A 14,736-nucleotide genomic window follows, 5' to 3' on the forward strand; every position below is an offset into this window, starting at 1 on the left:
CGTCCCTACGGGACTGTATTTCTCTTTGATAAAAATACAGGCAATAAATTGCCTGCCTATTGCCTCACGTCCCTATAGGGACTTAAAAAGCACAACTCATCTTTCAAAAAACTAAACTGTTTCCAAAACGGCTTGTAGTGCCGACCTTTTTACACAACCTCTTGAATTTACTGGCTTAGCAGCTTATACACCCTCGAATTGCGAAGGTCGGGTTAAGAATGGAAATAAGAACCAAATGCACCGTAAAGTATATCGATAGGTATGTTACTGGAATTACAAAATAATTTGTTGACAATGAGTCAATTACATGACGTATAAAAAGCCGGCCATGTATGCCGAGAGTGTTCTCGGCGGCATGGCTTAACTTCCATTTTAACAAAATAAGGTAAGGAGGAAGATTATGAGTGAAAAAGAGCGTCCCGAAAGAGAATATTATAACGTTCCATTTAATATTGAGATGAGGGCAATGGGGGAAGATCTCGTTGCAGTCAATGAATCAGAGTCTAAAGTATCAGTTATTAACAAATCGGCACGTATAATTCTTGATGGAATTAGAAATTCGAAGGCGGAAAGAGAGATCATGGATGATCTTAAAAATGTGTACCTTATCGGAAAGGAAATTGATCTGGAAGCAGAAATCAGGAAGGTAAAAAAAGAACTGATCGATGCAGGAATATTAATAGAAAGGACAAGAAACTCTTTTGAAAAACCAAGTGTGATTGTTAAGGATTTGTCAACTGCACTGAAAAATATAGATTTCCAGGAATCCTCGATTTCTCAATATGAATGAATTTTCGGCCAACAGGTACCGGCATGTAGTCACGCCGATCAAAAAGAGTGGGAAGCAACTCATGAGATTTTATCCAGAATATACAAAGTGACATCTCTCTTTTAACGATGGATGTTGGAACCCCATCAAGAGGCAATCGATTGTGAACATCTTAACAGCCACCTAATGAGTTTATCTTACGGTTTAATCGGAGGAGCTTCGTCCATCATGGCAAGTTTTTTTGCGTTTAGCGCAACAGGCCGTGGTGGCTGATCCTCTTCCATAGATACGTTTGTCTAAAGATAATCGGGAAAACAGTGCTCGAAAATACATTATATTGGAGCAGGTTACCGTCAAGTGTGCATCCCACTTTAAAACATTAATGCTAACCATAAATTAGTAATTCAATAGGATACGTTAAATGAAAACAACCCTCATAAATTGCGCTGTAAAAACTAGTACAGAGTACGATGGTGCCAGAGTACCTCAGGGATGTTTGTATCTCCTTTCCGCAGCTAAAAATGCAAACTTCGACATCAAATTTCGAGATTATCAGTTGGAGAAATTAAATGATCCGCTTAATACATTCAATTTTTTAAAGTTTGTAGAGGATGATGCCGATGTTTTAGCCATCAGTTGTATGAGTAATTTATTACCGTTAGTGGTAAATAGTACAAAGATTTTCAAAGAGAGCTATCCTGACAAAACGATTGTGCTCGGTGGAATTGGGCCTTCAGGAGTTGCTGAAAGTTTAATGGCTGAATTTCCTCACATAGACGTAATTGTAAGAGGAGAAGGTGAGAGAACCTTTCCTGAACTCCTAAAAGCTTTAGAGGGTAAAAAATCACTTGAAAGTGTAGAAGGACTTCTCTTGAGTAAAGAGAATGGTACATATCATATCACAAGACCCCGGAAGCGAATAGAGAATTTGAATGATCTTCCTTTCCCTGGTTATGATCAGGTTGACATGAACTCTTATGAAACAGTTGGCATCCAAACGGCAAGAGGTTGTCCCTTTCCTTGCAATTTTTGTGATGTATCTGCCTATTGGGGACATGATACCACGTATCGCTCTTTAGATCTCGTGATAAAAGAGCTGGAACTCTTAGAAAAACAGTATGGGTTTATGAAAGTCGTTATTTTAGATGATACCTTTATCCTTAACAAGAGAAGGGTTTTTGATTTTTGTAAGGCCTATCGCGATAGGGGTTTAACAATTCAATGGAGCGCCTATTGCAGAGTTGATTTGCTATCGGATGAAATGATCGAAATATTCGAAAAGTCCGGTTGTTATCGGATTTTTCTCGGCGTTGAGTCCGGTTCAAATAATGTCTTGCGCAGAATTTCAAAACCTATTGATATTGATAGGCTTATTCAAGTAGTAAAAAAAGCGCACAATAAATTCATTGTAAGGATAAATTTAATCTGGGGGTTTCCTTTTGAGTCAATGAAAGATTTGAAAGACTCTGTTTTTCTTCTTTTCTATCTTAAAGAATTTAATTGTGACGTAAGTATGGCTCTCCTGTCCCCACTTCCCCTTAGCCGTTTGTATAACGAAAAAAAGTATAGGCTTATCTTTAGAGAAGACCTGCAATCTAGTGTTGTATCTAGTCGTTTTTATTTACCAAATGGAAATGAATTGGTGAATGGTAAACCTGACATACTGGTAGACCTTGTTCGTAAACATCCGGATATTTTCCCAGGGTTTTATGTGTTCGAAGATAAACTTTTTGAACAAAAATTAGAATATTTAAACTCTTTAGGGCTTGAAATAGAAAAGTTAACCCGCCAATGAAGTGCCATGACATTTCAATTGTTAATTTCTTTCTTCATCGTGAACCTTCAACAAAGCCATTTGCATGTATTCCGATGGGAACATTATATCTGACGTCAGCATTAGAAGCTGCCGGATATTCGGTTGATTTCCATGATTATCAAGTAGAATTTGAAGAAAATCCTTATCATCCCATAAATATTTTAAATTTTCTGAAATGCACTTCTGCGGACATACTAGGCATTAGCTGTATGTCGAATATGTTACCTTTTCTGCTTCAGGGGCTGAGGAATTTTAAAAGACACAAACCAGGAATATTTATTGTCCTTGGAGGATCTGGACCTGGCGGGACAGCAAAAGAGATCCTTCAATCTTTCCCTGAAATAGATGCTGTCGTCCGTGGTGAAGGTGAAGAGACAATAGTGGAGATTCTTGAAGCACATCGGGGACATCGGAAATTGGAGTCTATTGCAGGGTTAACATTTCGCAGCAACAATGGTATTGTAGTGAATCCACCCAGAGCAAGAAAAATGGATATTGATACGATACCTCTTCCTGCCTACCATAAACTTAATATGGAGAAATATATAAATTCTTCCATATTGACTTCGAGGGGATGTCCTTATCAATGTTTATTTTGCGATATTTCTCCCAATTGGGATAAAAAGATTGCACAGCGCTCAATCGAATCAGTTATTAAAGAAATTCTATTTTTAATAAATAATTACGGAAGAAACAAATTTTCAATATTAGATGATACTTTTATTCTTAATAGAGGCCGGGTCCTTCGTTTTTGCGCTGAAATAATAGAAAGAAAATTATCCATCGAGTGGAGTTGTATGTGTAGAATAGACCTTTTGGACGATGATTTAATGGCTTTCATGCAGCAGGCAGGCTGTAAAAAGATTTTTCTTGGAATTGAATCGGGGTCTAGCCGTATTAGAAATAAGGCCGGTAAAGGATTTAAGATAGATAATGTTGAACTGTTAATAGGGAAAGCTGCCAAGTACTTTGAAGTTGCAGCCTCTTTTATCTTAGGATTCCCCTTTGAAACCATTGATGAATTTAGAGAAACCATATATTTAATCATCTATTGTCTTGAAAGGGGGGTTAAACCACAGATGAGTATACTAAGTCCATTACCTCAATCAGAGCTAAATACCTCGGGACTATATAAAAAAGAATTTGATCCCGATATTTTGCTTGTTGATTTCGATCATTACAAAAAAAAGTCTGAAAGAATGAGCAAAAGTGTTCTAACCCCTGATATTCAAGAGATGATTAAATCAAATCCAAAAATCTTTTCTGCCTTCTACCACTATAAAACAGGCATGATAAGAGAAAAATTGGAATTAGTGAAAAAATATGGCCTTCCGCTATGAATACAAAGAAAAAGAAACCTGTAGTCGGTTTAGTCTGGCTCATACAATCAACTTCAAATAAATTTCAAAGATTATTAAGTTCTCATTACCATCTAGGATGTGGCTATCTTCAAGCATTTTTACAACAGGGTAATATCGAGTCAAAACAGTATGTGCTTGATTCTGTAACACCGGAAGATTTTGCCAGAACAGTTGTTGCTGACAGGATTAAAATTCTTGGTTTCTCATGTGATGATACGAACTATTATGCAATACGATGGGCTGCATTATCTGTTAAAGCTCTGAATCCGCACATTTTAATAGTGGTTGGAGGTTTAACTGCTACATACTCGGATGAATTAGTGTTAAGAAATTGTCAGGCTATCGATATTTGCTTCCGGGGCTATAGCGAAATAAACTTTCTGGATGTGGTTACAACTCATTTATCAGGTCAAACTTGGTACGATAAACCAGCAATTACTTATCGTAAAAATAGTGAAATCGTTTTCAATCCTGGTGTAAAGAAATATGCTGTCAATAATCTTGACTGTTTTCCCTCTCCCTATCTATCGGAATTTATTCCTGGTGAGGCTGGGATAGATGTTGGAATAAGCACGAGTCGGGGCTGTGTTTTTCACTGCACCTTTTGTAACCCTACAGCTATGGTGGAACGTAGTTATGCATTCCACTCAAATGAAAGAGTTCTGAGCGAGATTGATTTTATAGATTCGGCATTGCACAGATCAGGGATGAAAGGAAGGCGTATTATGCTGCTCAACGAAGATATTTTTGCTCTTCACCCAGATCGAACGAAAAAAATATGTAATCTTATTTCAAAAAATCAACCAAAACATATCTTGTTCGGTTGCGAAACCCGAATAGAACATTTGACTGAAGATATTCTCCAATGTATGTATTCTGCAGGATTTAGGCTCCTGAAATTTGGACTGGAGTCCGGAAATCCCAGAGTCCTAAACTTGATAAAAAAAGTTCGCAACTCAGATGGTTCTAAAGACGATTATGCAGCAGAGAAGGATTTCTTAGAGAGGATTGTAACTGCTGTCCGAATTGCAAAGAAAATTGGATTTCATGTTGCAGCAGGGACAATTTTTGGTCTTCCCGGAGAATCCCTTGTTGATGCGATTGAAACACTGAATTTTATCCGCAGGATAAATGTTGATGAATACTACCACAATTTTTTACAGATATTTCCCGGGACAGAAATTTTTAAGACCCATAAGAAATGGGGATACCACTTTGAGGTCCGTAAGGATTTCTACCCTACAATTTACCATACATACTGGCCGTATCCTGTTGAACTTGTACCAACATTGCAAGAGAAACTCGATCACTCATTTAGAAAAAGTAACACTTTCGTTTTTTGAAAAACTATCAAGGCAAAGCCTTGTGCTGATTTCGCCCCGGAGGGGCAAATTGCTCATAGGCAGGCAATTTATTGCCTGTGTTAAGAGAAAGATAAAAATAAGCCCTGTTGGGGCGAATGAAGATTATGGATACAAAATCGTCCCAATCGTCCCTACGGGACTGTATTTCTCTTTGATAAAAATACAGGCAATAAATTGCCTGCCTATTGCCTCACGTCCCCAGAGGGACTTAAAAAGCACAACTCATCTTTCAAAAAACTAAACTGTTTCTAGAAAAATTAATCTTCCAAATGAAGACATTTTTTTGCCATTGATACTATAGTGTTACAGTAAAAATTATTAATTATTAAAATATAGGCTACTATCAAAGGATTGTATAAAAAGTTAATATCCGGTAACAAAGAAAGGATGTTCACAATAACTACCGACAAGAAACAGCCTTCCAGTGTTCACCACCTCAACAGAGGCGTGGATTTGTATATTCATATTCCCTTTTGTAAATCGAAATGTGACTTCTGTTTTTATGTTTCCGTGACAGGAACGAGCGAAGAGGAAAGACTCCGTTATCTTAATGCACTGGAACGGGAGATCAGTGCCCGCTGGTCAGCCTATGAAGGTACGCAGGTAGTAGTGAATTCACTTTATATTGGAGGAGGCACTCCATCCATATTATCGTTGAAGCAGTGGGAAGTACTAGTCATGATCTTGACACGTTTTTGGGATCTCAGGACAATTCCTGAGGTTACTGTGGAATGTAACCCATCCTCTACAACGCAGGAAAAATTAGGGTTTTTTAAAGAAATCGGAGTTAATCGTCTCAGTTTTGGCGTTCAGAACGTTGATGATAGTATACTTACAGCCATGGGGCGAGAAGGAACCAATGATACTTTGTCTGGCCTTTTGGAGTCAACCAGGTCCGCAGGTATCAACAATATCAATTGTGACATCCTGTTTGGTCTCCCGGGAGAGAATACTGCTTCGGTTGTGCAGAGTGTGGATGCGCTGGTTGAATTATCTGTCCCCCATATCTCCGTTTACCCTTTTACCCTTCAGGCTAAGACCGGTTTTTTTATGAGGATGGTCTGTAAGAATGCGTTGCCCCTTCCAGCCTATCTTCGGATAGTCCATTATCAAAGAGCAATCAACCGTTTGCTGGAGCGGGAATACCTGCGTATTCATGCAGCCCATTTCGGAATAAGCTACAGGTACGAATGCGTCCAACATAGGAACTACTGGGATGGTGGCGAGATACTCGGATTTGGTGTGTCAGCCCAGTCTTTTGTTGACGGTTATTATCTAAGAAACACGGAAGATCTGAATAAATATGTAAAAAGCAACGATAATATCCTTTCCATTTCACTTAGTAAGAAAGATCAAATCCGGCGCTGGGTATTTATGAGCCTTACCAAGAAATTAAGATTTCATTATGAAGCAATGGTCGATCGTTTCGGGCTCGACTCTTTAGCAGTTATAGAGGAAGGTTTGGAACGTATGGACCGGGAAGGCATGCTTTCGAAGAAGCAGAACATGGTACAACTAACGGATAAGGGTATGGAACATGGTCATCTGATCCCTATCCGGTATTTCCCTTTTGAAAACCAGGATTATCTGAAGTATGCTCTACGAATTCCAGAAGCCCAGCTTAGAAATTAAAGGAGTGCAATAATGGGAATAGAATCTGAATCCAAGGCCTCGAAAATTAGTGTTTTTTTGCCTTTGTAACTCCTGTTCATATCAGTGTATAATATTTTGGGTTTTTCTATGTTTTGTGTGGATAAAATTTTTTTTATAAATCTGGCAAAAAAGATGTCAATACCTTGTGTTGAGCCTGATTCATATTTGATTCGAAAAGTCCGATATTCGACAGTTGTGCGAAGTTACAATGCTTACCAATACTCGACCAGTATCAATCCCCTTTAATGAAAAAAGTCTTCTTCATCTCCCATCTTTCCTTCTTGAAAAAGTTTATCAAATTCATCTGAAGAAAGATGGTATTTATTTTCAAAAATTCTACACTTGTTTTTTAACTCCTGTTGCGCTAAATCACATATCTTCTCTTTCGATGATTGAAACCAAACTCCTCGGTATTGTCATATTCATCTCCTCTTTTCCCTAAGCCATTATATAGATTTCCCAGGATTCTTGATAAATTATTACGATATATCCGTTTTCATCTGAAAAATTGCATGGTAAAATTAGCAGAATTACTTTGGAAAGTTAACAGACTGTCAAAAAGGGAAAACAGAGAGATAAAAATAGCTCCATCTTCAGAGTGAAATTGTAACATTTTCTTTTCAATGTTACATTCATGTTACACTTTTCTGTTGCACCTCATTTAGTATATTGATACTTATGTCTTGTATTATTTAAGTTATTAATTCTCTGCGATTTATTATTTTCATAGAGTATATAATACTATATTCCAGTCTTCGTTTTAGAAAAAAAGTGCAACATTTACCTGTTACACTTTTTCTTTTTTGTGAGATGAAGAAAAAATCAATTCCCTGTAAAAGCCCTTTATTATCGGCAATAGGAGGAGAATACTTTATAAAGGCAAATCTGGTATTGCAGTTGCTCCACTAAAAAAGAAGATAATTTCTGATAGTTGCAATAGTAATAGAGTTAAATGGATGAGGAAATTCTGACGTTTGATACTCAAAAACTTGAGGCAATTACAACTGATGCACAAAAAAAATATGATTTGTTGCACTCCCTGACGAACATGGTGTTTCCACTGTATTGGAAATTAATGTCGAGAGTTTTACTGCAACGGGAGAAACACGTCCAACCCTCAGGGATGTAAAACAAGGTATTTCAATGCGGAACCTGGAATTTAATGCCCGAACTTTCCCCGATATTCAACAAATACAAAATTTTGCCAACGGTGTTCAGAAGTTAGAAAAACTTGCCCTGCATCCCGATCTGAAAAAAATTCAGTGATTTATCATCGGTAACACGGGGGATTTGGAAAAGTGAAAAAGAGGATTATGATACATGCGTCTTCGACAATAGTTTTATCTGACGGCTTTCGGTCTTTATTTACTCTGAATTTTGCCCATGCTATTCAATTTAACTTCAGACCAGAATCTGGAATGCCACAGGAAGCAATCGACGGTCTTGAGGCAGATGGCAGACTCAGGTCTGATCTGTTAAGAGATGATATTGTTGCGAATTTAAGCATTTCCTATAAACCTCTCAGCCATGGTGTCCTTGTCTCAACCCTCTCTGAAAAGATTACTGTTACGTATTCCCAGTTCCGCACAGTCCTTGAACAAGACGGATTGTCAGATCTGGACGGAGAGGCAGTGGCCAGTCTTCAGCCTATTCCACACTTTGATTTGCTTATGAATCGAACCAGTAACAACCCTCATAACCAGAGTTCCCCAACACCATACCTTAATAATAACGACAAGGATAACAACTCGTTTGGCTTACGAGAATCAATGCTAAAGCCCTTGGGCTTCTGGCGGGGGACGATTCGGGACTGGATGCCTCCATAAGTTTTGGCAGTGAATTTAACTGGGATTTTGATCCGGGCGATACGACAACCCTGATTGCAGAAAAATGACGATTTTCAGGGAAATTTAAATTCACAGATAAGCACAATATTAGAAACCGGTACCTACTTTGTGCAAGTCAGACACTATTCTTCTGCAGGTATGGGTCCGTACACAATTACAGTCCAGGCCGAACAATAATTTTCTGTTAACGGCCATATGCAAAAGGAAAGTTGACCGTTGGCACAATCAAAAATATCAAGAATTATTTATCGATGTGAATATTAGCGTAGGAGTGGTAATGAAACATGACCGAAATGATTTTCTGGACAAAAACCAGCTTCACGGGCAATACGCCAATTCCTTCAAGGTTGGACAAAACGCCTTTGAGTTTGTGATCGATTTTGGTCAATCGTATAAAGAGGGAGAGCGGGAATGTTTCCACACCAGGATTGTCAGCAGTCCCTTTTACGCAAATGTCTTTTTAAAATTACTTCAGGAGTCAGTCGAACGGTATAAACAGATATTCGGGGCTATACCCGGAGGGGGTGGGGAAAACGAATAACACTTAAAAATGTCATTGCGAGGAGTGAAACGACAATGCAATCTCTGCCGATGAGACTTCGTCGTGAGCCGGACGATTGCTTCGGAAAAATATCCTTGCAATGATCAGCGGGATAAGGCTTTGCCAGCGAGGATATGTTCGGTTTCATCCTTAGAATACTATAATTGAGCGGACAGGTTATTAATCAGCTATCGCAACATCACGATAAGGGCAAACCCTGAGTGATCAGGGGCGCAAAGTAAAGGGTCTTTAACATACAAGGATGTGGTTAAAGGGACACCTTGCCAGGAAAAAAGACAGCCTTACTGCCGAAGATGTTTCAATGGACATCTTTGCAGTAAGGCTTTTTTATTTTTAAGGAGATAAAAAATGGGAAAAATGACCGAAGAATAGGCGAAACTTCATTTTGATATTCAGAAAAATGCTTCAAGAGTCTGATTCTCTTAAAATATGATTATCATATCGATATTAAGGAAACGTGATCTATGAAAAAACCAAAAATCCTGGTCTTGGAAAGAAATGATGTCTTGAACAAAAACTTGAAAAAGCTGTTGCTTGGCAACGGATGTGAGGTCATCGAAACGTCAGACAAAGGAGATGCCTTCCGATCCTTTCAAAGAAATAGCCCGGATCTCGTCATTGTGGGGTCTTCTCTGGACGATAGCCGGGATGGATTGGATGTGGCACAACAAATCCGACATTCGGGCAGTAATATCCCACTTATCATGATTGCAGCACACAGTTCTGAAGATCAGGCCATCGCAGCACTCAAGACAGGAATCAACGATTATTTTAAACAACCCTTTTCTTTTGAGGAACTAACGGTGAGTGTCAACCGATGCCTCTCTGGCTTCTTTCTTCGGGAGTCATCTGGAGAGTATGGAGTAACATCACCTTGCCTCATTGATAGCCAAAAGATGATAGGTGAGAATGTGCAGATGCGGGAGATAAAGACATACATCGGGAAGGCTGCCTCGACCGATAGCAACGTCCTTATTACCGGAGAGACGGGCACAGGCAAGGAGTTAGCGGCTGAACTGATCCACAGGAATAGCCCGAGGAGTAAAAAGCCTTTTGTCTGTATTAACTGTACTGCCATACCTGACAGCCTTTTAGAAAGTGAGCTGTTTGGTTATGAAAGAGGAGCCTTCACGGGGGCGGACTCCTTAAAGGAGGGCAAGCTGAAACATGCCGAGGGAGGTACCGTTTTTTTCGATGAGATTGGTGATATGAGTCTATACCACCAGGCAAAGATCCTGAGAGCCATCGAAAGCAAGGAGGTCCAGCGCGTGGGGGGTAAGGGAAGTATCCCGCTGGATATCAGGATCATCGCTGCTACCAATCAGGACCTGGATCAATTGGTGGAGGAAGATAAGTTTAGAAAAGATCTTTACTTTCGGCTCAATGTGGCCAGAATCCACCTGCCTCCGTTAAGAGATCGGAAGGAGGACATTCCTTTCTTGCTCGGTTTTTACATCAGGGAATTAAACCGTAGGTTCGGACGGGAGGTTGAATGCCTCGCAAAAGATGCCCTGGAATATTTGCTCTGCTATGATTGGCCAGGTAACGTTCGGGAACTGAAGAACCTTTTAGAGGCTACTTATGTCAACCTCTCGTCACGGCGGATATCTCTTTCGGATCTGCCTGAGCAGTTCCGCAGAAGAATCGGGGAAACTGGAGGTCTTCCCCGGAGCGAGCTGGACCTTTTACTTTCCACTCTCATGTCCACCAATTGGAATAAGAGCAAGGCAGCCCAAAAACTCCACTGGTCAAGGATGACCCTCTACCGGAAGATGGCAAAGTACCATATCATGAAAGAGAATACACGAAAAACCACCGGTGAGATTTGTATAAAGGATAAATGTTAATAACATGCAGTTGCTATAAAACGAGAAAATGTAACATCTTCTTCATGGATGTTACAGAAAAGTTACATTATGGTGTTACAGGATAAATACCTTTCGATTCTCGTATTTTCTCTGACAAATCCGTTGATTTTATCTGTTTTTTGACCTTTTGCCTTCCTTTTTTCTTCTTTTGAACTTGCCATCCTTTTCTTTTCGGTTCAATCAAGTGTAACACTTTCTGCTACACTTCGTCCGTGAAAGTGAAGTGCAGAGAAGATCAACTCACGAGAAAAATCCCTTAACTATCAGCGATTGGAGAAGAATAACCTCTGCGAGCTTGGGTTGGTATTGAACTTGCTTGCCTTGATGTCAGGATGATTCACGTTGCAGCGATAGACTCAAGCTCTGTAGGGATGAATATAATAGAAAACTTTACTTACCGAGGTGTTAATGAATTATGATTGTGAGAACTCCCAGAATGAAGATATGCCTGAAGGGCGATATGCTAACTACTTCAAAATCGGTCAAAATGCCTTTGAGTTTCTGATTGACTTCGGTCAGTTCTATCCGAACGATGGTAAAGAACACTTCCACAGCAGGATCATTGTCAGTCCATTTTACGCGAATGTCTTTTTCAAGATCCTTCAGGAGTCCATCGATCAATATGTACAGACGTTTGGGCCTATCCCCGCGGACGGGGAAGATGAATAGAGGAGTCGGCATGGTATTGAAAACAGTATAGCAGAAGGAAGATAAATTAGAGTAGCACACAAACATTACGATAAAGGCAAACCCTGAGCGATCAGGGGACGCAAAGGAAAGGGTCTTGCTAGCCGTTTAAGCGGTTTAAACCGCTTATGAGACAGCCTTACTGCCGAAGAATTTTACAATGAATATCTTTGCAGTAAGGCTTTTTTATTTTAAGGCATGCTGCATTTTGTTTAGTTTGTGAAAAAGTCATGTCAGAATTAACAGCTGATAGCCAAAGTGCGATTGACACCAAAGTTGCTTACGCCACAAGTTGGGATCATCTCTCGGATGAATTAAAGCGCCTGGACTTACTCATTCATTTACAGGTGATCAAACAACGGAACTCGCAACTAACGAACCCATTGGATCAATTCAAAGGGATGGTGCTCTCGGAACAAGAGATTGCCGTATTACTCGCAGGTGATGATAGCCAATTGGCAGTAAGGGGAAGGCATGGCTCACCCCTAAAGAGCGCCGACGATTCGGTGACACGATCGTTAGGGGATGCTTTATGCCAACTCGAATCCCAAATCGAGAAGCGGCGGGAAGCTAACCTTAAAGAGGTAATTTATTTGTCGTTGCCACACCTCACACAACTTTTCCACCTTACCCCCTTTGAAGAGCAGTGCCTGCTCATTTGTCTGGCACCGGAAGTGGATCGCAAGTATGAGAAATTGTATGCCTACCTGCAAGATGATGTGACGCGCAAGAAACCGAGTGTTGATTTAATATTGAATCTGCTTTGCAATACGATGCAAGAGAAACTGGCTGCAAGGTTGGCGTTTGATCCGCAATCGCCGCTGCTGAAATATCGGCTTCTGGAGATAACAAATAGTTTGCAGGAAGGCCCTGTGCCACTTCTTTCACGCCTTCTTAAGCTGGACGATCGAATCGTAAACTTCCTTCTCGGTTTCGGGCAGATAGATGCTCGACTTGGACACATAGCACGGCTGGTCTCTCCCCGGAATGCATTAGATCAGGCAGTTGTGTCAGAAGATATACTAAACCGGATGCGAGGTTTCGTTCGCTCACATTTCAGCGAAACGAGGTCGGCCAGACAAAACGTAGTATTCTACTTTTACGGACCCTATGGGTCTGGAAAACAGCCTTTAGCTGAAGTTGTCTGCCATGATCTCGGACTCCCTTTAATTATTGCTGACGCAGAGAAGATACTTGGCTGGCAGTTGCCTTTTGATGAGACGATGTGGTTGCTTGGTCGGGAGGCAGTGCTTCAACCAGCAATACTGTACCTGGAAAATTTTGAACATTTGCTTACCGATGATAGTAAATATCAGTCGCAGGTGAAGTTATTGCTTGAAGTAACCCAAACGTTTTCTCGATTAACATTTCTCGCCGGAAGCCGATCATGGAAACCACAAGGTCTTTTGAGCAAACATACCTTAAGTGAGCCTGACGAACCTCTTTTTATCGACATAGAATTACCGATTCCCAATTATGAAGGCAGGAAACACGTTTGGGAGAATAGCTTAAATGGGCATTACCAGCTTGCCAGCGATGTGGATATAGGCGCATTGGCCGGCAAGTTTCGGTTCACTCCGGGTCAGATTCAAGACGCCCTGGTTACAGCACAAAATCTGACGTGCTGGCGCTCACCCGAGGATAGGCAAATTACAATGACAGATCTTTACGCTGCCTGCCGTGCTCAATCGAATCAGAAACTGAGTACCCTGGCGCGAAAGATTGAGCCCAGGTACACCTGGGATGACATCGTGCTGCCGTCTGACCAACTGGCCCAGCTCAGGGAAATTTGTAATCAGGCTACTTATCGTCACATTGTTTATGGTGAGTGGGGTTTTGATCGCAAACTTTCTCTCGGCAAAGGATTAAATGCGCTCTTTAGCGGGCCTTCCGGTACAGGTAAAACTATGGCAGCCGGGATTATTGCTCACGAACTTGGACTCGATCTTTACAAAATCGATCTCTCTCAAGTGGTCAGCAAATACATTGGCGAGACCGAAAAGAACCTGGATAAAATCTTTACCGAGGCACAAACCAGCAATGCCATCCTCTTTTTCGACGAGGCCGATGCGCTCTTTGGCAAACGCTCCGAGGTCAAGGATGCCCACGATCGCTATGCCAATATCGAGATCGGTTATCTTTTACAGAAGATGGAGGAATACGATGGGATTGCTATTCTGGCAACAAACCTCCGGCAGAATATGGATGAGGCGTTTGTGAGACGTATACAGATTATCGTCGAATTCCCGTTCCCGGATGAGGAACATCGGGGGCGCATCTGGAAAGTTGTCTTCCCGGGCGAAGCCCCACTTGGTAATGATATAGACTTTAGTGTTCTCGCCCGCGAGATCAAGTTGCCTGGAGGGAACATTAAGAACATTGCGCTTGCAGCGGCATTCTTTGCCGCAGAAGATGGTGGTGTTATTCGGATGCCATACCTCGTGCAAGCGGCGAGACGTGAATATCAGAAATTGGGGCGGATATGGAACGAGGCTGGCTGGAGCATATAAGAAACGGAGCTAAGAATAATGGAAGAATCGGGATTGTTGGGAACCGAAGGTATTACAGATTGCAATTTGTCAACAGGTGTGGCGGAATACAAAATATTCAACAAAGAGTGCACTAAGCCTTGCACCATAGAACATGAAGAAGTTCACAAGGCCGCGACACGACTGAATGTTGCAAAAAGGCGAGCAGGTGCTGAAATAAATTCAGCACGACAAATTTGCCCAGTGCTGATTTAATCGTTCTCGATTGAACCGAAACGTTTGGTATTTCTCTACGTCTGGCTATCGTTCAAGTGTATGGT

Annotated in this window: 13 protein-coding genes and 2 riboswitches; all 13 genes read left to right on the top strand. The window is 40.8% G+C overall.

The window, feature by feature from the left end; genetic code table 11:
• Positions 1 to 400 precede the first annotated feature (400 nt).
• The 13 genes from E3K36_11645 to E3K36_11705 all read left to right on the top strand — a co-directional run bounded on the left by E3K36_11645 (position 401) and on the right by E3K36_11705 (position 14,671).
• Positions 401 to 790, top strand: coding sequence for a hypothetical protein (locus tag E3K36_11645; protein ID MCF6155879.1), 390 nt, complete (start codon positions 401 to 403; stop codon positions 788 to 790).
• Between the two features lie 400 nt (positions 791 to 1,190).
• The gene (locus E3K36_11650; protein ID MCF6155880.1) at positions 1,191 to 2,564 is read left to right on the top strand and encodes a B12-binding domain-containing radical SAM protein; all 1,374 of its coding nucleotides are present in this window, start codon (positions 1,191 to 1,193) and stop codon (positions 2,562 to 2,564) included.
• Positions 2,561 to 3,925: a B12-binding domain-containing radical SAM protein gene (locus E3K36_11655; GenBank protein ID MCF6155881.1), complete on the top strand. Its 1,365-nt coding sequence runs from the start codon at positions 2,561 to 2,563 to the stop codon at positions 3,923 to 3,925. Before E3K36_11650 ends, E3K36_11655 begins: the two co-directional genes overlap by 4 nt.
• A complete protein-coding gene (locus E3K36_11660; protein ID MCF6155882.1) occupies positions 3,922 to 5,289 on the top strand; it encodes a B12-binding domain-containing radical SAM protein in 1,368 nt (455 codons plus the stop codon). Before E3K36_11655 ends, E3K36_11660 begins: the two co-directional genes overlap by 4 nt.
• A 49-nt stretch (positions 5,290 to 5,338) precedes the next feature.
• Positions 5,339 to 5,551 (top strand): hypothetical protein, encoded by a 213-nt coding sequence (locus E3K36_11665; protein ID MCF6155883.1) that lies wholly within the window; start codon positions 5,339 to 5,341, stop codon positions 5,549 to 5,551.
• A 146-nt stretch (positions 5,552 to 5,697) separates the two neighbouring features.
• On the top strand, positions 5,698 to 6,942 hold the full coding sequence (locus tag E3K36_11670) for a coproporphyrinogen III oxidase family protein (GenBank protein ID MCF6155884.1): 1,245 nt from the start codon (positions 5,698 to 5,700) through the stop codon (positions 6,940 to 6,942).
• Between the two features lie 1,086 nt (positions 6,943 to 8,028).
• The gene (locus tag E3K36_11675; GenBank protein MCF6155885.1) at positions 8,029 to 8,229 is read left to right on the top strand and encodes a hypothetical protein; all 201 of its coding nucleotides are present in this window, start codon (positions 8,029 to 8,031) and stop codon (positions 8,227 to 8,229) included.
• A 32-nt stretch (positions 8,230 to 8,261) separates the two neighbouring features.
• Positions 8,262 to 8,789 (top strand): hypothetical protein, encoded by a 528-nt coding sequence (locus E3K36_11680; protein ID MCF6155886.1) that lies wholly within the window; start codon positions 8,262 to 8,264, stop codon positions 8,787 to 8,789.
• A 298-nt stretch (positions 8,790 to 9,087) separates the two neighbouring features.
• Positions 9,088 to 9,351 carry a DUF3467 domain-containing protein gene (locus tag E3K36_11685; GenBank protein ID MCF6155887.1) on the top strand — a complete coding sequence of 88 codons (264 nt, stop codon included), beginning with the start codon at positions 9,088 to 9,090 and terminating at the stop codon, positions 9,349 to 9,351.
• A gap of 199 nt (positions 9,352 to 9,550) precedes the next feature.
• Positions 9,551 to 9,664, top strand: a riboswitch (cyclic di-GMP riboswitch).
• Between the two features lie 172 nt (positions 9,665 to 9,836).
• Positions 9,837 to 11,219 (top strand): sigma-54-dependent Fis family transcriptional regulator, encoded by a 1,383-nt coding sequence (locus E3K36_11690; protein MCF6155888.1) that lies wholly within the window; start codon positions 9,837 to 9,839, stop codon positions 11,217 to 11,219.
• Positions 11,220 to 11,648: 429 nt separating this feature from the next.
• Positions 11,649 to 11,909 carry a DUF3467 domain-containing protein gene (locus tag E3K36_11695; GenBank protein MCF6155889.1) on the top strand — a complete coding sequence of 87 codons (261 nt, stop codon included), beginning with the start codon at positions 11,649 to 11,651 and terminating at the stop codon, positions 11,907 to 11,909.
• A 65-nt stretch (positions 11,910 to 11,974) separates the two neighbouring features.
• A riboswitch (cyclic di-GMP riboswitch) is annotated at positions 11,975 to 12,077 on the top strand.
• 80 nt (positions 12,078 to 12,157) lie between these two features.
• Entirely contained in the window at positions 12,158 to 14,437 is a 2,280-nt protein-coding gene (locus E3K36_11700) for an ATP-binding protein (GenBank protein ID MCF6155890.1), read from the top strand.
• Positions 14,438 to 14,455: 18 nt separating this feature from the next.
• Positions 14,456 to 14,671, top strand: a complete 216-nt coding sequence (locus E3K36_11705) for a hypothetical protein (GenBank protein ID MCF6155891.1) — start codon at positions 14,456 to 14,458, stop codon at positions 14,669 to 14,671.
• Positions 14,672 to 14,736: the final 65 nt, after the last annotated feature.

It is taken from the genome of Candidatus Brocadia sp., from assembly GCA_021646415.1.
GTDB lineage: Bacteria > Planctomycetota > Brocadiia > Brocadiales > Brocadiaceae > Brocadia.